This window comes from Nocardia amikacinitolerans (genome assembly GCF_900215415.1).
Taxonomy (GTDB): Bacteria; Actinomycetota; Actinomycetes; order Mycobacteriales; family Mycobacteriaceae; genus Nocardia; species Nocardia amikacinitolerans.
Genome location: NZ_OBEG01000003.1, coordinates 381916 through 398293 on the forward strand (window position 1 = coordinate 381916; position 16378 = coordinate 398293).

15 protein-coding genes are annotated in these 16378 nt (G+C 69.9%); 14 read left to right on the plus strand and 1 reads right to left on the minus strand.

Going from position 1 to position 16378, the window contains the following annotated elements; genetic code table 11:
* Positions 1 to 33 precede the first annotated feature (33 nt).
* The 12 genes from CRP45_RS15995 to CRP45_RS16055 all read left to right on the plus strand — a co-directional run bounded on the left by CRP45_RS15995 (position 34) and on the right by CRP45_RS16055 (position 12010).
* Positions 34 to 1299: a glutamate-5-semialdehyde dehydrogenase gene (locus tag CRP45_RS15995; RefSeq protein ID WP_097245732.1), complete on the plus strand. Its 1266-nt coding sequence runs from the start codon at positions 34 to 36 to the stop codon at positions 1297 to 1299.
* A 62-nt stretch (positions 1300 to 1361) separates the two neighbouring features.
* On the plus strand, positions 1362 to 2237 hold the full coding sequence (locus CRP45_RS16000; RefSeq protein WP_067787362.1) for an AAA family ATPase: 876 nt from the start codon (positions 1362 to 1364) through the stop codon (positions 2235 to 2237).
* 3 nt (positions 2238 to 2240) lie between these two features.
* Complete coding sequence (locus tag CRP45_RS16005) at positions 2241 to 3668, plus strand: vWA domain-containing protein (RefSeq protein ID WP_097245733.1); 1428 nt, start codon at positions 2241 to 2243, stop codon at positions 3666 to 3668.
* A 1-nt stretch (position 3669) separates the two neighbouring features.
* Complete coding sequence (locus CRP45_RS16010) at positions 3670 to 4014, plus strand: MmcQ/YjbR family DNA-binding protein (protein WP_067787359.1); 345 nt, start codon at positions 3670 to 3672, stop codon at positions 4012 to 4014.
* Positions 4015 to 4071: 57 nt separating this feature from the next.
* Positions 4072 to 4950 (plus strand): ATP-binding protein, encoded by an 879-nt coding sequence (locus tag CRP45_RS16015; protein ID WP_097245734.1) that lies wholly within the window; start codon positions 4072 to 4074, stop codon positions 4948 to 4950.
* A gap of 194 nt (positions 4951 to 5144) precedes the next feature.
* Positions 5145 to 7274: an ATP-binding protein gene (locus CRP45_RS16020; RefSeq protein WP_143861446.1), complete on the plus strand. Its 2130-nt coding sequence runs from the start codon at positions 5145 to 5147 to the stop codon at positions 7272 to 7274.
* A gap of 12 nt (positions 7275 to 7286) precedes the next feature.
* Complete coding sequence (locus CRP45_RS16025; protein ID WP_218018422.1) at positions 7287 to 7718, plus strand: hypothetical protein; 432 nt, start codon at positions 7287 to 7289, stop codon at positions 7716 to 7718.
* A 155-nt stretch (positions 7719 to 7873) separates the two neighbouring features.
* Positions 7874 to 8515, plus strand: coding sequence for a nicotinate-nucleotide adenylyltransferase (nadD, locus tag CRP45_RS16030; RefSeq protein ID WP_084483097.1), 642 nt, complete (start codon positions 7874 to 7876; stop codon positions 8513 to 8515).
* 6 nt (positions 8516 to 8521) lie between these two features.
* Entirely contained in the window at positions 8522 to 8926 is a 405-nt protein-coding gene (rsfS, locus tag CRP45_RS16035; protein WP_067787352.1) for a ribosome silencing factor, read from the plus strand.
* Positions 8923 to 9582: a histidine phosphatase family protein gene (locus CRP45_RS16040; RefSeq protein WP_067787350.1), complete on the plus strand. Its 660-nt coding sequence runs from the start codon at positions 8923 to 8925 to the stop codon at positions 9580 to 9582. The genes rsfS and CRP45_RS16040 overlap by 4 nt, the downstream gene beginning before the upstream one ends.
* 886 nt (positions 9583 to 10468) lie before the next feature.
* Complete coding sequence (octT, locus tag CRP45_RS35120; protein ID WP_097246102.1) at positions 10469 to 11164, plus strand: diglucosylglycerate octanoyltransferase; 696 nt, start codon at positions 10469 to 10471, stop codon at positions 11162 to 11164.
* A gap of 3 nt (positions 11165 to 11167) precedes the next feature.
* A complete protein-coding gene (locus CRP45_RS16055; RefSeq protein ID WP_097245736.1) occupies positions 11168 to 12010 on the plus strand; it encodes a DegV family protein in 843 nt (280 codons plus the stop codon).
* A 10-nt stretch (positions 12011 to 12020) separates the two neighbouring features.
* Here CRP45_RS16055 and CRP45_RS16060 read toward each other — a convergent pair whose 3' ends face one another.
* Positions 12021 to 12929, minus strand: a complete 909-nt coding sequence (locus tag CRP45_RS16060) for an NAD(P)-dependent oxidoreductase (RefSeq protein ID WP_097245737.1) — start codon at positions 12927 to 12929, stop codon at positions 12021 to 12023.
* Positions 12930 to 13103: 174 nt separating this feature from the next.
* Between CRP45_RS16060 and CRP45_RS16065 the strand changes: the two genes are divergently transcribed.
* Together CRP45_RS16065 and CRP45_RS16070 are read left to right on the plus strand one after the other, a co-directional pair.
* Positions 13104 to 14168, plus strand: a complete 1065-nt coding sequence (locus CRP45_RS16065) for a helix-hairpin-helix domain-containing protein (RefSeq protein ID WP_097245738.1) — start codon at positions 13104 to 13106, stop codon at positions 14166 to 14168.
* Positions 14165 to 16378: ComEC/Rec2 family competence protein (locus CRP45_RS16070; protein WP_179830891.1), on the plus strand; the 2214-nt coding region annotated here is incomplete at its 3' end. The genes CRP45_RS16065 and CRP45_RS16070, both read left to right, overlap by 4 nt.

A 16378-nucleotide genomic window follows, 5' to 3' on the forward strand; every position in this document is an offset into this window, starting at 1 on the left:
AAGCGCCGCCGACCCGGTGCGTAGGCTGTACCCATGACGGTAGGAACGACGACCGAGCTGGATGTCCGCGAGGCGGTACACGACGCCGCGCGAAAGGCCCGCGTCGCGTCAAGGGCGCTGGCCCAGCTGACCACCGCGCAGAAGAACGAGGCGCTGCACGCCGCCGCCGACGCGCTGCTCGCGGCGGCCGACACGGTGCTCGCGGCCAACGACAAGGACATCGCGACCGCCGAGGCCGCGGGCACCGAAACCTCGCTGCTCGACCGACTGCGCCTGACCAAGGCGCGCATCGACGGCATCGCCTCCGGATTGCGGCAGGTGGCCGGTCTGCCCGACCCGATCGGCGGCGTGGTGCGTGGCTCGACGCTGCCCAACGGCCTCGAGGTCCGTCAGGTGCGGGTGCCGCTGGGTGTGGTCGGCATGGTGTACGAGGCGCGGCCGAACGTCACCGTCGACGCTTTCGGTCTAGCGCTGAAATCGGGCAACGCCGCCCTGCTCCGCGGTTCCTCCTCGGCCGCCGAGTCCAATGCCGCGCTGGTCGAGGCGCTGCGCGAAGCGCTGACGTCCCAAGGTATTCCGGCCGATGCCGTGCAGCTGCTGCCCAGCCACGACCGCTCCAGCGTGACCCACCTGATCCAGGCGCGCGGCCTGGTCGACGTGGTGATCCCGCGCGGCGGCGCCGGGCTGATCAACGCGGTGGTGCGCGACGCAACCGTGCCGACCATCGAGACCGGCACCGGCAACTGCCACGTCTACGTGCACGCGGCCGCCGACCTGGAGATGGCCGAGCAGATCCTGATCAACGCCAAGACCCGCCGCCCGAGCGTCTGCAACGCGGCCGAGACGCTGCTGATCGACAAGGCCATCGCCGACACCGCGCTGCCCAAGCTCACCGCCGCCCTGGAGAAGCACGGCGTCACCATTCACGGCGATCTGCCCGGCCAGGTGCCCGCCACCGACGCCGACTGGGGCGAGGAGTACCTCACCCTGGATATCGCGCTGAAGATCGTCGACGATCTGGACGCGGCCGTCGAGCACATCAACACCTGGGGCACCGGCCACACCGAGGCCATCGTCACCGCCGAACTGGCGGCGGCGCGGGAGTTCACCAGCCGGGTGGACGCCGCGGCGGTGATGGTCAACGCGTCCACCGCGTTCACCGACGGCGAGCAGTTCGGCTTCGGCGCCGAGATCGGCATCTCGACCCAGAAGCTGCACGCGCGCGGCCCGATGGCGCTGCCGGAGCTCACCTCCACCAAGTGGATCGTCTGGGGCGACGGGCAGACTCGGCCCGTGTAGTCCGCCGCGGGCGGACTCGACGGAGGCGACCGCCTCCTGCTTTTCGAAGGAAGGACTGACCAGTGGCCGATGCACCGCAAGAGCCGATCTTTTCCTCGGTCGACGATGTGATCGAGCGGCTCGCCACCACCGGCTATCTGGCCGACAAGGCCACCGCCACCTCGGTGTTCCTCGCCGACCGCCTGGGCAAGCCGCTGCTGATCGAGGGCCCGGCCGGTGTCGGCAAGACCGAGCTGGCCCGTGCCGTCGCGCAGACCGCGGGCGCGGAGCTGGTGCGGTTGCAGTGCTACGAGGGTGTCGACGAGGCCCGCGCGCTGTACGAGTGGAACCACGCCAAGCAGATCCTGCGCATCCAGGCCTCCAGCGAAAACGATTGGCAGGAGACGAAAGCCGACGTCTTCACCGAGGAGTTCCTGCTCTCCCGGCCGCTGCTGACCGCGATCCGCCGCGCCGACCCCACGGTGCTGCTGATCGACGAGACCGACAAGGCCGACGTCGAGATCGAGGGTCTGCTGCTCGAGGTGCTGAGCGATTTCGCCGTCACCGTCCCGGAATTGGGCACGATCACCGCCAGTCGGAAGCCGTTCGTGGTGCTGACCTCCAACGCCACCAGGGAGCTGTCCGAGGCGCTCAAGCGCCGCTGCCTGTACCTGCACCTGGACTTCCCGGACGAGGAACTCGAGCGCCGCATCCTGGCCAGCCGGGTGCCGGAGCTGTCCGCCGCGGTGTCGGCGCAGCTGGTGCGCATCGTGCACGTGCTGCGCGGGATGCAGTTGAAGAAGCTGCCCTCGGTCGCCGAATCCATCGACTGGGGCCGCACTCTGCTGGCGCTCGGCCTGAAGGACCTGGACGACTCCACGGTGCGCGCCACCCTCGGCGTCGTGCTGAAACACCAGAGCGATCACCAGCGCGCGCTGGCCGAGCTGAAGCTGGCCTGAGCCGTGGTCGCGGGATCGGGCCCGGCGGATTCGGTGTCGTTGGACGCCCCGCACGGGCTGCCCGGCCATCTCGTCGGTTTCGTCGAGGCGCTGCGGGCGCGCGGCATTCCGGTCGGACCGTCGGAAACCGTGGACGCGGGCCGGGTGATGACGGTGCTGGATCTGCTCGATCGCGAGGTGCTGCGCGAGGGCTTGGCGTGCGCGCTGCTGCGCCGCACCACCCATCGCGCGACCTTCGACGGGCTTTTCGACCTGTGGTTCCCGGTCGCGGTGGGTCAGCGCGGCGTCGCCGCCGACGAGGTGGCGATACCGCACACACCCGCCGGCGAGGTGGACATTCCGGCCCTGCGCGACATGCTCGCCGAGTTGCTGGCACTCGACGATCCAGGCAGGCGGCTGGAGCAGTTGGCGGGGCAGCTGGTCGAACAACTCGGCCAGTATCAGTCCGCGCGCGGTCCCTCGTTCTCGGCCTACCAGGCGCTCAAAGAAGTTCAGCCGCAGACGTTGCTGGCCAAGATCCTGGCCGGTCTCGCCGTCGGGCCGGACACCAGTGCGTTCGACGCCGAGGTCGCCCGCCGCGCGGCTCGTCAGCGTATCGACGGCTTCCGCGCCGCCGTCGAGGCCGAGACGCGCAGGCGGGTGGCCGAACGCATCGGCCGCGAGCGGGTGGCGAGCTACGGTGTCGCGCGGCAGGCCGAGGACGTGGACTTCCTGCGTGCCTCCGAACGCGAGCTCGCCGAATTGCGGCGCAGCAGCCAGCGTTTGGCCCGGATCCTTGCCTCGCGACTCGCGGTGCGGCGCAAGCACGCTCGCCGCGGCGAGATCGACCTGCGGCGCACGCTGCGCAAGTCCATGTCGACCGGCGGCGTGCCGATCGACCTGGTGAACCGCAAGCCGCATCCGGGACGTCCGGAATTGGTCTTGCTGTGCGACGTCTCGGGTTCCGTGGCCGGTTTCAGCAACTTCACCCTGCTGCTGGTCAGCGCGTTGCGTGAACAGTTCTCGCGGGTGCGGATTTTCGCGTTCGTCGACAACACCGACGAGGTGACCCGGTTCTTCGATCCGAGTACGCAGCTCGACGAGGCGATGGCCAAGATCTTCACCGAGTCCGACGTCGTCGGCTTCGACGGGCATTCCGACTACGGCGGCGCGCTGACCGCGTTCGCGCGCGAGTTCCCCGACGCCGTCACCAGCCGCAGCTCGCTGCTGATCCTGGGCGATGCCCGCACGAATTACCGTGATCCGCAACTGGATACGCTGCGCGCACTGGTCGGTGTCGCCAAGCACGCGCACTGGCTCAACCCGGAACCGCGAACCCAATGGGGCTCCGGCGATTCCGCCGCCGACCGCTATCGCGAGGTGATCGACATGTACGAATGCCGTTCGGCCAGACAGCTGACCGACGTCGTCTCCCGACTCCTGCCGGTCTGAGATGGACGACGCACAGCTGCTGGCCTACTGCCTCGCCAAACCGGGCGCGTGGCAGGACGAACCGTGGGAGGGCGACGTCGTCGCGAAGGTCGGCGACAAGATCTTCGCGTTTCTCGGCGGTGGCGACGCGGTCGGCCTCAAATGCGGGCGAAACCGCGAGGAGGCCGACGAACTCGTGCGCATCTACCCGGACGACGTCACCGCCTCGGCATACATCGGCCGCTACGGATGGAACAGCATTCGTCTCGGCGGGGCGGTCCCGGCCGACGAACTGCGCGAACTCGTCGACCAGTCCTACGACGCGATCGTCGGCAAGCTGCCGAAATCCAAGCGCCCCAAGCCATGACCGAGTCGATCAGGATTCGTTAAGCGTTTCTTTGGCGGTTTCGCGAACGATCCCCGCATGGGGAACGAAGCGCCGGAAGGCGTCGGGTCGGGGTGTGCCGAGCAGAGCGGCGACGGGGGAGGGGACGAACGGGGCGAGGAAGCCGAGCGCCTGGCCGCACTGGCCGCGGCCCGGCTGCTCGACGCGCCCGCCGAGGCGGAGGAGTACTTGCGCAAGGCGCTGGCCCTCGGCGCGGGCGCGCTGCCGGTCGAGACGCTCGCGCGGTGGCATTCGCAGCTCGTCATGGTGCTCTCGGGCAGACCGGGGCGGGAGCTGGAGCTGGCGGAAACGGCGCTGCACGCCGCCGCGCGCTGGGGCGGTGTGTCCGACGCGGACGCGGTGCACCTGACCTTGGTCGCGGCGCGCGCACTGCACAGGGCGGGACGGCACGCCGAGGCCGTCGGGCTCTTCGAGCCGCCGCTCACGGCGGGCGTCGCGCCCTATCCGGCGGCCGAAATGGCGGTGCTGCGTGGGCAATTCGGCAAATCGTTGCGCGTGGTCGGCAGGTATCGCGAAGCGGGCGAGCAGTTTCTCGAAGGTGCGCGACTGATCCGCGCCGATCGCGCGCGTGTCGAACTTCAAGCCGAGCTGGTCTGGTCGGCCGCCTCCGCGTTGGACGCGGGCGGCGCGGAGGACCAGGCCCGGCTCGCTTACCTGCGGGCCGCCCAGCTCTGGGGCGACCTCGATCGGATCGGTCCTCGCTCGCGCTGCCTGCGTTCGGCGGCCTGGCTGCGGTATTGGACCGCCGACTCCGAGACCGAGCGGGCGGACGGGATCGCCGCGCTCGGTGCGGTGCTCGCCGAACTGGAGGCGCTCGCCGCACGCGAACCCTCGGCGCAGGTGAGCCTCGAACTGGAATACACCCGCAACCAGCTCGCGGACATGCGGGAGCGCTGACGGCGTTCTTCTGCGGATGCTCATCCGTTCTTCGGCGGCGTGCCGGACCGTAACCGAAAGCCACCGGGGTATGCCAAGAATTGACTGATTGTCCGAACTAAAGACATTCCCATTCGGCGCGCGAATAATGCTGAGCCGGAAAGTAATCCATCGATTACTCTTGCGCTACGACCGAGGTCGCCGGGGAGATTCGCATGGATGGGGAAAACAGTAGGGTCCACCGAGTCAGCATCGGCGGGAGCGTTGCGGGGCAGGTTGTCGTCGGCGAACACAACGTCGTCATCAACGCGCACGGATCACAAGTCTTCGTCCGCGACGGCCCACCGCCCGCGGTGCGACGGCGGAGCAGGCCGGTCGGGTTGCCGATTCCGCCGCCGCGCGGGGACATGATCGGGCGGCTGCGCGAGCTGCACGGCGTGGCCACTTCGTTGGATCGGTCTGTGCCCGTGGAGATCTCGGGACCACCGGGCGTCGGCAAGACGACGCTGCTTCGCCGTTTCGCCGCCGACCGCGCGCGGGGCGGTCACCCCGTCGTCTATCTTTCGGCGGCCGGGCTCGCTGTCGAGGACCTGCTGCAATCACTGTTCGAAGCCTGCTACGACGCGGTCGACTACCGGCCGGACCCCACCGCGCTGCGCCGGTTGATGGGATCGATCCGCGCGCTGATCGTCCTCGACGATTTCGAGGGCTCCGCCGCCGACCTGGACAGCGTGCTGGACGCGGTGCCCTCGGGGGATCTGATCGTCGCGACGACGACGAGAACCCTGTGGGGTCACGGCTATTCGCTGGAGTTGCAGGGCCTGCCGGAGCCGCAGGCGATGGCGCTGCTCGCGCGCACACTCGGTCGTGGGCTCGGCCGCCACACGGAAGCGGCGAGACAGTTGTGCCGGGCGGCGCGTGGGCATCCGCTCGCCCTGGTGCGCGCCGCCGCGTGGGTCGGTGCCTCGGGCTCCGGTGAGTTCTTCGCCGATCCCGGCGTGCTCCAGCGGGCGATGGTCGCCGGTTTGGCCGGTCACGTGCGCGATGCGCTCCGGGCGCTGTGCGCGCTGGCCGGCGCCACGGTGACCCCCACCGTGCTCGGCGTGCTGATCCGCCGACCGGACGCGGCGGCGGCGTTGACCGCGCTCGAGCGCATCCACCTAGCCGAACCGTTCGCCTCGGGCTACCGGCTGACCGGCAACCCGACGGCGCTCACCGCCGAGTGGCAGGGTCCGCCGCCCGATCCGTCCGATTACCTTGTCCAGCTGCGCGATTGGGTGGTCGGGACGGCGACGCCCGCGGAGATACGCGAGGTCGACATCGTCGTCGTGCGGGTGCTCCGGGCCGGAATGGTGCGCGGACGGCACGACCCGGTGCGCGAACTGGCCAGGGCGGTCTCACCGGTCCTCGGCAGGTCCTTGCGGTGGGGATGCTGGAAAGAGGTGCTCGCGCTCGGCTTGCAGGCGGCGACCCACGTCGGGCACGCCGCCGATCTCGCGTACTTCACCAGGGAAACGCACGTTCGCGAGCAGGCGCTCGGCATGGCCGTCGGGATGACAGCCGGCGTGGGTGCGAGTGCGACGGTCGTCGCCACGAAGCAGGCGGGTTCGCACACGGTGCGGGAGGCGCTGCGTTCGACCGCGCTCGGTCATCCGGTCGCGACGGGCTCCGTTGTCGCGGCGCTCGCGCTCGCAGCGACGGTCACCGGTGTACGCCTCACCTCCGGCGACGCGCCGCCCGCGGTCGGGCAGGCGCCGATCACGACGGTGCTGCCCACGGCGACGACCGGTCTGGTCCCGGTCACCACGACCTTGGCGCAGACCACCGGCCCGGCCCAGGTCCCGCCGCGGACGCCCGCACCGCCGCGTGCCGACCCAGGACCGGGATCCACCGACTGCTCTCCCCAGACCTACCTGGTCACCTTCGAGGCGGTGGTTGGCGGGGAACCCGTGACCCGGTCGGACGGATTTCCCTGGTTGTCCTGCGACAACGAGGCGGCCGCTGCGCTCTCGGGCGACCCGGTCTTTCAGGCGACGCCCAACCCATGTCCGCCCGTCGGAGCGGGCGGATGCGTGTACGACTTCACCTTCAGCCCGACCGAGCCCGGTGACTACGCCGCCAAGCTGGTCATTCCGTCCGACTCGGGTGGCTCGGCCATCACCTTCGAACTGCGCGGCGTCGCGGTGCTCCCACCGACCGCGACCACCTCGCCGACCGGCTCGTCCTCTTCCACCACCGCCCCGTCGTCGTCGACGACGACCACCGTTCCCCCGTCGCCGACGGTGACCCTCCCGCCGCCGTCCAGCACCTCGGAACTCCCGATCCCATCCATCCCCCCGACCTGAGAGGACCGCACCGTGACCGAGACATCCGGAGCCAACTACCACCTGAACGTCGGCGGTGACGTGCCAGGCCAGATCGCCGTGGGACACCACAACACCGTCAGCCGGGTCGAGGCGGGCCGAGACTCCACCCAGAACGCCGGCGTCGATCTGACCGGTCTGCGCGCCGAGTTCGAGCGGCTGCGGGCGCAGCTGCCCACCGACGGTCCGCTGCGGGACCAGGCCGCGGAGCGGGTCGACGAACTGGAGGAGGCGGTGACGGCGGACGAGCCGGACCTGTCGACCATGGAATACGTGCGCAACTGGTTCGCTCGGCGGCTGCCCGAACTGGCGGGCGCGGTGACCGGCCTGATCGTTCATCCCGCCGTCGGCGCGCTGGTCGCCGCGGCGGGCGCGGGACTTGCCGGAGAGTTCGTGCGCCGGTTCGGTTCGGCGGACGGGGCCTGAGCAGCGCGGCGTCCTGCCGCATCCCGCGGTGATCCACCCGGTCGCGAGCGGCGGCCTTCCGGCGCCGGGCGGGTCCGGTGCCGCTGTGCCGGACGCCCGCCCGGGAGCCGGGCGTCCGGGCGGTGGCCGGCGGCCGAGCATTAAGCTCGGCACTCATGCAAGAGACAGGCCGGACCGGACGCAAGCTGGGGGTGATGGGCGGCACCTTCGACCCGATCCACCACGGGCACCTGGTCGCCGCCAGCGAAGTCGCCAACCGGTTCGACCTCGACGAAGTGATCTTCGTCCCCACCGGACAGCCGTGGCAGAAAGCACACAAGAAGGTCAGTCCGGCCGAGGACAGGTACCTGATGACCGTCATCGCGACGGCCTCCAACCCGCGGTTCTCGGTGAGCAGGGCCGACATCGACCGGGGCAAGGTCACCTACACCGTGGACACCCTGCGCGAGATGCGCGCGCAGTATCCGGACGCCGAGCTGTACTTCATCACGGGAGCGGACGCACTGGCCAACATCCTCTCGTGGCAGGATTGGGCGGAACTGTTCGAACTGGCGAAGTTCGTCGGGGTGAGCCGTCCGGGCTACGAGCTGAACGCCGATCATCTCCAGGAACATCTGCGTGATCTTCCGGCCGATGCGGTGACGATGATCGAGGTCCCGGCCCTGGCCATCTCGTCGAGTGAGTGCAGGCGACGCGCCGCCGAGAATCGGCCGGTGTGGTACCTCGTCCCCGACGGCGTGGTCCAGTACATATCGAAGCGGCACCTCTACGTGCCCGGAGCAGCGGAAGGTAGCTGAAGAGGCATGAGCGCATCTGTCGAGGCGGTCGAGATGGCGCAGGTCGCCGCGCGGGCGGCGGACGAGAAGCTGGCTGCCGATGTGGTCGTGCTCGACGTCTCCGAGCAACTGGTGATCACCGACTGTTTCGTGATCGCATCCGCGCCGAACGAACGCCAGGTCAACGCGATCGTCGACAACGTGGAGGAGCGGCTGCGGCAGGCAGGTCACAAGCCCGTCCGCAGGGAGGGCACCCGCGAGGGCCGCTGGGCGCTGCTGGACTACGTCGACGTCGTCGTGCACATCCAGCACAACGACGAGCGCAATTTCTATGCGCTGGAACGGCTGTGGAAGGACTGCCCGGTGGTTCCGGTGTCCGGTGTCGGTGATCCGCGCGCCGCCGAGGGTGACGAGGGGAACGGCGCCGAGTGAGCAAGTATGCCGGTGTGCGCACCTTGATCCTGTTGCGGCACGGGCAGACCGAATGGAATGCCTCGGATCGGATGCAGGGCCAGATCGACACCGATCTCACCGAACTCGGTCGCAGACAAGCCAAAGAGGCGGCGCGCGAGCTGGTCTCGCGCAACGCCATCGCGATCGTCTCCTCCGATCTCAAGCGCGCCTACGACACCGCGCTCGCCCTCGCCGAGCACACGTCGATGCCCGTCGTGCGCGATCCGCGCCTGCGGGAAACCCACCTCGGTGACTGGGAAGGGCTCACCCACCTCGAGGTCGACGCCGATTACCCCGGGGCACGGGTCGCCTGGCGGCTCGACGCCACCTATCGGCCGCCCAACGGCGAAAGCAAACTCGAGGTGGGCGCGCGCTCGCTTCCCGTCGTGCAGGAACTGTTCAGCGAGCGACAGGATTGGCCGGGCCGGACTATCATCCTGGTGGCGCACGGCGGGCTGATCGCCGCCCTGACGGCCGCGCTGCTCGACCTGCCGCCGCAGAACTGGCCGATCCTCGGAGGACTGGCCAATACCAGCTGGGTGCAACTGAGCAGCCACGGTCCAGGCATCGAACAGCCCGGGTGGCGCCTCGATGTGTGGAACGCAGCGGCAAAGGTAGCTCCCGATGTCCTCTGAAGAGCCGATCAGGTCGGTGCCGGACGAACTGTTCCAGCAGGTGACCGCCAAGCCGGAACGCCGGCTTCCGGACGCGCTGTTCGGCGGCCCCGCCGCCGAGCCCGCGCCGCCCGCGAAGAGCGCCGCGAAGGGTGATGAACCCCTGCGCACGGTGCCGGACGAGTTGTTCAAGCAGGTGACGGCCAAGCCGGAACGGCAGCTGCCGGACGCGTTGTTCGGTGGGCCGCCGCCGGAGAAGGATGTCGAGGGTGCGGCGGGTTCGGCCGACGGTGGTGAGCCGGGCGGGGATGCGGCGGAACCGGGCGGCGAGGACGATGCGGAATCGGACCGGGAGACCGGTGCGGTTCAGAACGGCGCGTCGGGAACCGAAGTCGCCGACGGGGATTCGGGGTCCGTAACGGGTGCCGGTGTCGTGTCGGACCAAGTGCGGCGTGGTGTCGAGGACGATTCGGCGACGCCTGATCCCGCCGATACCCCAACGGAAGTGGCTGCGGGCGAGAGCGTTCCGAGCGTCGAAGAGGACGACATCGCGACCTCGGCCCCCGCATCAGCCCCTGCTGCGTCGAATTCGGCGGATGCACAAGGGCGAGCTGCCGAGTCTGCGCTGACCGGTGAATCGGCGCCGGTGGATCCTGCGACGTCCGATGCCGCTGCGACGGTCGCGGTTTCAGCGCCGCAAGCTCCGGCGGCATCTGCTGCCGTGTCGGCTCCCGCTGCGGTAGACGAGCCAACCCCTTCGACGGCCTCCGTTTCGGCGCTGATCCCGTCCGCGGCGCCGGTTTCGGATACCTCCGAGCTTGCCGCGGAGGTGGTGGGCGAAGGCGCGAGTGCGGAGACGGCCGGTGAGGTCGTTCCCGCGCCCGAGGAGGTCCCGGCCAAGCGTCCGGTGCTGCTGGTGATCGCCGACTCGCTGTCCTACTTCGGTCCGAAGGGCGGTCTGCCCGCCGACGATCCGCGGATCTGGCCGAATCTCGTCGGCGCCGAACTGGATTGGGATGTGGAGTTGGTCGGCCGAATCGGCTGGACCTGCCGCGACGCCTACTGGGCGCTGATCGGCGACCCGCGGGTGTGGGCGGCCGTGCCGAACGCGGGCGCGGTGGTCTTCGCCGTCGGTGGTATGGACACCCTGCCGTCGCCGCTGCCGACCGCGCTGCGCGAGCTGATCCGCTATGTGCGTCCGCCGGGTCTGCGCAGGCGCGTCCGTTCGGTGTACAACTGGCTGCAACCGAAGCTGTCGAAGCTGGGTCGCCCGGTCGCGCTGCCGCCGAAGGTGAGTGTCGACTACCTGGAGCAATCCCGCGAGGCGCTGGCGCAGCTGCGCCCGGATCTACCGTTCGTCGCGGTGCTGCCCTCGGTGCACAACTGCGAGGCCTACGGGCGGGTGCACTCCGGAAGGCCGCGCGCGGTGAAGGCGCTGCAGGCGTGGTCGGAGCGCAGCTCGGTGCCGCTGGTCGATCTCGGTGAAGCGGTGCGGGAGAACATCTTCTCCGGCGACGCCAATCCGGATGGGATCCACTGGGGTTGGGCCGGGCACACCGCCGTCGCCAACGCGATGGTCAAGACCTTGCAGGAGGTTCGGTAGTCCGTGGCCGTCGTGGTCGTCACCGATTCGTCCGCGAGCCTCCCTGCCGCACTCGTCGACGAGCTGGATATCGCCGTCGTACCGTTGCACGTCCTGGTCGGCGACCGCGCCATCCGCGAGGGCGTGGAACCGATCGACATCGACTACGCAGCCGACACCGTCACCACGTCGGCGGCCTCGCCCGGCGAGCTACGCGAGGTCTACGAGCGGGCGTTGGCGCACAGCGGCGGGGACGGTGTTGTGGCCGTGCACCTTTCGCGTCAACTGTCCGGTACCTGGGAGGCGGGCAGGCAGGCCGTGCGCGACATGGACGCCGCCGACCACGTTCGGCTCGTCGATTCCCTCGGCGCGGGTCTGGCCACCGGATTGCCGACCCTCGCGGCGGCGCGTAGGGCGCGGGCCGGTGCGCCGCTGGACATCGTCTACGACACGGCCGTCGCCACCGCCAGCCGGGCGCGCACCTTCTTCCTGGTCAACCGCACCGAGCAGCTGCGCCGCGGCGGACGGTTGAGCAGCGCGGCGGCGTTCTTCGGCAGCGAGTTGGTCACCAAACCGCTGTTGCAGATCGTCGAGGGTCGGCTCGAGTTGCGCGAGAAGGCGCGCACCCGTTCCAAGGCGTACGCGAAACTCGTCGCCGCGGCAGTGGACGCCGCGGGTGAAGACGGTGCGGCGGTGGCCGTGCAGCACCTGGAGGCACCCGAGGCGGCCGAAACCCTGGCAGGCCAACTGCGCGAACTGATTCCGGGAATCCGGGAGCTCATCGTCGCGGAGTTCGGCCCGGTGCTCGGCGTGCACCTGGGTGTCGGCGCGGTCGGTGTGCTGGTGGTGCCCGGCGGGTGCGCGTGAATGCCGAGAGTCAGCCCCGCGGTACCGCCTTCCTGAAGACTTCGTAGACCGACAGGTAGCTGTGGCTGCCGTGGCCCTCGGCGATGGCGCGTTCGGCGATCTCCTTCATCAGCCGCGGCAGCTCGGTGTCGACGCCCTGCTCTTCGCTGGTGCGCGCGATGTGCTCCAGACCGGTCAGGTTCATCGTCATGGTGCCGAAGGTGCCCGGATAGTCGGCGGCGTCCAGTGCCGCCGCCCGCTCCGCCAGGGACGCGTAGCCGACCACGGTCGGCATGAACCAGCCGAGCGCCAGCTCGGCGAACTGCTGCGCCGAGACGTTCGCGGAATCGAGCAGGGCGGTGGCGTGTAGCCAGCCGTTCATCGTCGCGAACATCATCTCGAGCAGGGCCGTGTTGTAGAGGACCGCCAAGCCGACGTCCGCACCGAGAAAACGGGGGTCGCCCAGGCTCGCCAAAGTCGCACGGTGACTGTCGAAGACGTCCGGTGCGCCGCTGTACAGGAAGACCGCGTTCGGGTCACCCACCAGCGGCGGCGGGACCATGATGGCGCCGTCGAGGTAGTCGACGCCGTGCTCCGCGGACCACTTCGCGGCGGCGCGCGCCTCGGCGGGCGTGCCGGAGTTCAGGTTGACCACCGTGCGGTTCGCGAGCGCGGAAGTGGCGGGATCGAAGACTCGGTACATGGTCTCGTAGTCCTGGAGACACACGAGCGTCAGCGGGCTCGCGGCGGCCGCGTCGGCCACGGTTCGTGCGCGTCGCGCACCCAGAGCGACGAGCTTGTCGGCCTTCTCCGGAGTGCGATTCCAGACGGTGAGCGAGTGTCCTTTTGCCAGCAGCGCTTCGGCCAGCGCCAGGCCCATGGGGCCGAGTCCTACGAGGCTGACGCGGTTGTCCGGGGTGATCGAGTCCTGTGGGGTCATGGGCCGAACGTAAAGTCTCATATCAATGTGAAGGTCAACCCTGCGTGGTGGGTGACACATCGGCCGGAGCTCCGCGCGGGCGGGTTGTCCCCAGGGATGGGGTTATCAACAGGTCTAGCGAAATGCCTGGTCGCAGCGGGTTGTTCGGTCTGGCGGCTGCGTACGGTCGCGGGCATGGGACGACACGACGAACGCGAGCGGATACGACGGCAGCTCGGGGCGCTGACCGTCCGAGTAGAGGCGAGCCGCGGGGCTGGGTTCAGCTCCGGGGCGCCCGCTACCTCCGGTGGCAGTCTCCGGGAAGCTGCTCGTGGGGAGGTGCATGCCTACGCGTCACCCGAGAACGAGACGGATCCCGCTGATGTAGCCGGAAAAGCCGCAGGTCGTTGGCATTTCGAGCGGCCGCCGTCGCCGAATCGTCGCGCCACGGAATCGGGCGAAGAGGTGGACGACGACGAGCCGGTCGGTCAGGTGCAGACCCCGCGCTGGTTGGACGAACCGCCGCGCGGTCCGGGCTGGTGGGAACGTCTTGTCCCGGAACGTTTTCACGGTGCGCGAATCAATCCAGGCCGCCGGGGAGTGCTTACTCTGGCGATGGTCGGTCTGGCGGCCGTGGTCGTCGCGACGGTGATGGTCTTTCGGGAGCGTCCGGTAGCGCACGCGGTACCGCCGTTGCCCGCGGTACGCACCAGCGCGACTCCGGTTGGTACGCATCCTGTTTCGGCGCAGACCGTTCCGGCCGCGACGGGAGCGTTGCCCGCACCCGAAGCCGCCGAGCTGGTCGTCAGCGTGGTCGGCTTGGTCCAGCGCGGCGGACTGGTTCGGTTGCCCGACGGTGCTCGGGTGGCGGACGCGCTCGCCGCGGCGGGTGGCGCCCGCGACGGCGCTGATCTGACCGGCATCAACCTGGCCCAGCGCGTTCAGGACGGCGACCAGATCCTCGTCGGCGCGACCGCCCCGGCTCCCGGAACGTCGTCCCAGTCCGGCAGCACCACGATCACCGCGACCGGCGGGGCCGCCACCTCCCGTCCCAGCGCCGGACCGACCGGCAAGGTCGATCTCAACAAGGCCACCGAAGCGGAGCTGGACGCCCTGCCCGGCATCGGACCCGTCACGGCAAGCGCGATCACCGCTTGGCGCAGGGCGAACGGGCGCTTCACCGACCTCGAACAGCTCGGCGAGGTCGACGGCATCGGCCCCGCCCGCTTGGCCCGCCTGCGCGATCTGGTGACGATATGACCTCGTCACTCGGTTCGCGGGCGCCGGAATCGGCCGAACGTTCGCGGATCGTGGACGCCCGTCTGCTGCCCGCCGCACTGTGCTGCTGGGGAGTGACGATCGTCGTGCTGGTCTCGGGCTGGTTGGTCGGTATCGCGGTGGCGCTCGGATCGGCCGTGGCAGCAGCCGGATTGGCGGCGATGTCGCGACAGGGTCGTTTCACGCGTGCCAAGGTGCATCGGGCAGTCGCGTCGACAGTGTTGGCGGCTGTCCTGCTCGGCGCGGGCTTCGCGTTGGCGGCGGCGTGGCGGGACTATCGCGTCGCGACGCATCCGATGCGCGAGGCGTACGGCCTTTCGATGCGAATCGTCGTTACGCCGACCGATGATCCGAAACCGTTGCCGAGCAATGGCTTCGGTGGGGAGCGGCGCTGGGTCGTCAGGGCCGCGCTGCGGGAGTATCACCGCGCCGACGCGAGGGTGCATTCCGGCGGCCGGGTGGTCGTCTTTGCCTCGGGGCGGGAGTGGGGCGAGCTGTTGCCCGGACAGCCGATCGAATTCCGGGCGCAGCCGCAGCCGCCGAAGAACCGCGATCTGACGGTCGCCGCCCTGCATGCGCTCGGACCACCGAAGCCCGTCGCAGCACCGCCGTGGTGGCAGCGAGCGGCCGCGTCGGTGCGTAACGACTTCGCGGATACGGCCGCTGCCGTACTGCCCGAGGACGCCGCAGGACTGATTCCGGCCTTGGTACTCGGAGATACTTCGGGCCTACCCGAACCGGTCCGCGAGGACTTCAAAACTGCTGGGCTCCAGCATCTTTGCGTGGTGAGCGGAGCGAATTTCACGATCCTTCTGACGGTCGTGTTGTTCGTCGTACGCACACTCACGTTGGGTCCGCGTGCGGCGGCGACTGCCGCGACGGCGGCGCTGGTCATGTTCGTGGTGGTCGCCCGGCCGGATCCGAGTGTTCTCCGCGCGGCCGCGATGGGTGCGATCACGCTGCTCGCACTCGTCACCGGCCGCCGCAAACAGGCGCTGCCCGCACTGTGCGCGGCGGTGATCGGTTTGCTGTTGGTCTGGCCGGAACTCGCGGTGAACGCCGGATTCGCGCTGTCGGTGCTCGCGACGGCCGGGCTCATCCTGCTCGCGCCGAGCTGGGCCGACTGGTTGCGCGCCCGCGGCTGGTGGCGGCTGCCCGCCGAGGTGGTCGCCGTCTCGGCAGCCGCCTTCACGGTCACCGTGCCGATCATGGTCGCCCTGACCGGCCGGATCAGCGTCGTCGCGATCCTGGCGAATGTGCTTGTCGCACCGGTGATCGCGCCGCTCACCGTCGTCGGCGCGCTCGGTGCCGCCTGCGCCTCGGTGTGGCCGCCCGTCGCCGAACTGGTTCTGCGTTGCGCGGGCCCGCCGCTGTGGTGGTTGCTCACCGTCGCCGAGCGCACCGCCGCTCTACCGGGCGCGACGATCACCGTGCCCGGCGGATCGATCGGCGGCCTGACCGCGGCCGCGTTCGTCCTCGTTGCGGTGAGTGCGCTGCGCATCGCTCTGGTCCGCCGAATCACGGTGGTCATCGTGTTGTCCTCGACGGCCGTCCTGCTGCCAGTCCGGCTGTGGAACCCGGGCTGGCCACCGTCCGATTGGGTACTCGCGGCCTGCGACATCGGCCAAGGCGACGGGTTGGCCCTCTCCGTCGGCCGCGGAACGGCCATAGTCATCGACGTCGGACCCGACCCCCGCACCATGCGCACCTGCCTGGACCGCCTGCGCATCCACCACATCGCCCTCCTCGCCCTCACCCACCCCCACGCCGACCACATCGGCGGCCTGACCGGCGCCATCCACGGCCGCACCGTCACCGCGATCGCCATCGCCCCCGGCGAACTCGACCACGCCGCGACCCCCACCCATCCCGCAGCCAAAGGCATTGAGCGCCAGTCCAGCCCGCGCGACAAGCCGATACCGGCGAAGGTCTCCGAGCCTGAGACCGCGCACCCCCTGCCCGAGCGCATCGTGCCGAGAACTATTCCCATCAACCGTGAGGCCCAGCCGCTCGTCATGCCGGGCCGTCGGTGCGACGAAGCGACGCTGCGAGGTGGCGAAGTCGGCGGTGAGGCGTCCTGTCGTGCCGAGGTGGCGCTACGAGGTGACGAAGTCGGCGGTGGCGCGTCTTGTGCCGAGGCGGCGCCAGGAGGCGACGAAATCGGTGGTGCCGCCTCGCGTTATGCCGAGGCG

Excerpts from the sequence above, each read along its gene's own strand:
- CRP45_RS15995 (WP_097245732.1), top strand. The coding sequence starts at position 34 with ATGACGGTAGGAACGACGACCGAGCTGGATGTCCGCGAGGCGGTACAC.
- CRP45_RS16010 (WP_067787359.1), top strand. The coding sequence starts at position 3,670 with ATGGACGACGCACAGCTGCTGGCCTACTGCCTCGCCAAACCGGGCGCG.
- CRP45_RS16015 (WP_097245734.1), top strand. The coding sequence starts at position 4,072 with ATGGGGAACGAAGCGCCGGAAGGCGTCGGGTCGGGGTGTGCCGAGCAG.
- CRP45_RS16020 (WP_143861446.1), top strand. The coding sequence starts at position 5,145 with ATGGATGGGGAAAACAGTAGGGTCCACCGAGTCAGCATCGGCGGGAGC.
- nadD (WP_084483097.1), top strand. The coding sequence starts at position 7,874 with ATGCAAGAGACAGGCCGGACCGGACGCAAGCTGGGGGTGATGGGCGGC.
- rsfS (WP_067787352.1), top strand. The coding sequence starts at position 8,522 with ATGAGCGCATCTGTCGAGGCGGTCGAGATGGCGCAGGTCGCCGCGCGG.
- CRP45_RS16060 (WP_097245737.1), bottom strand. The coding sequence starts at position 12,929 with ATGACCCCACAGGACTCGATCACCCCGGACAACCGCGTCAGCCTCGTA.
- CRP45_RS16065 (WP_097245738.1), top strand. The coding sequence starts at position 13,104 with ATGGGACGACACGACGAACGCGAGCGGATACGACGGCAGCTCGGGGCG.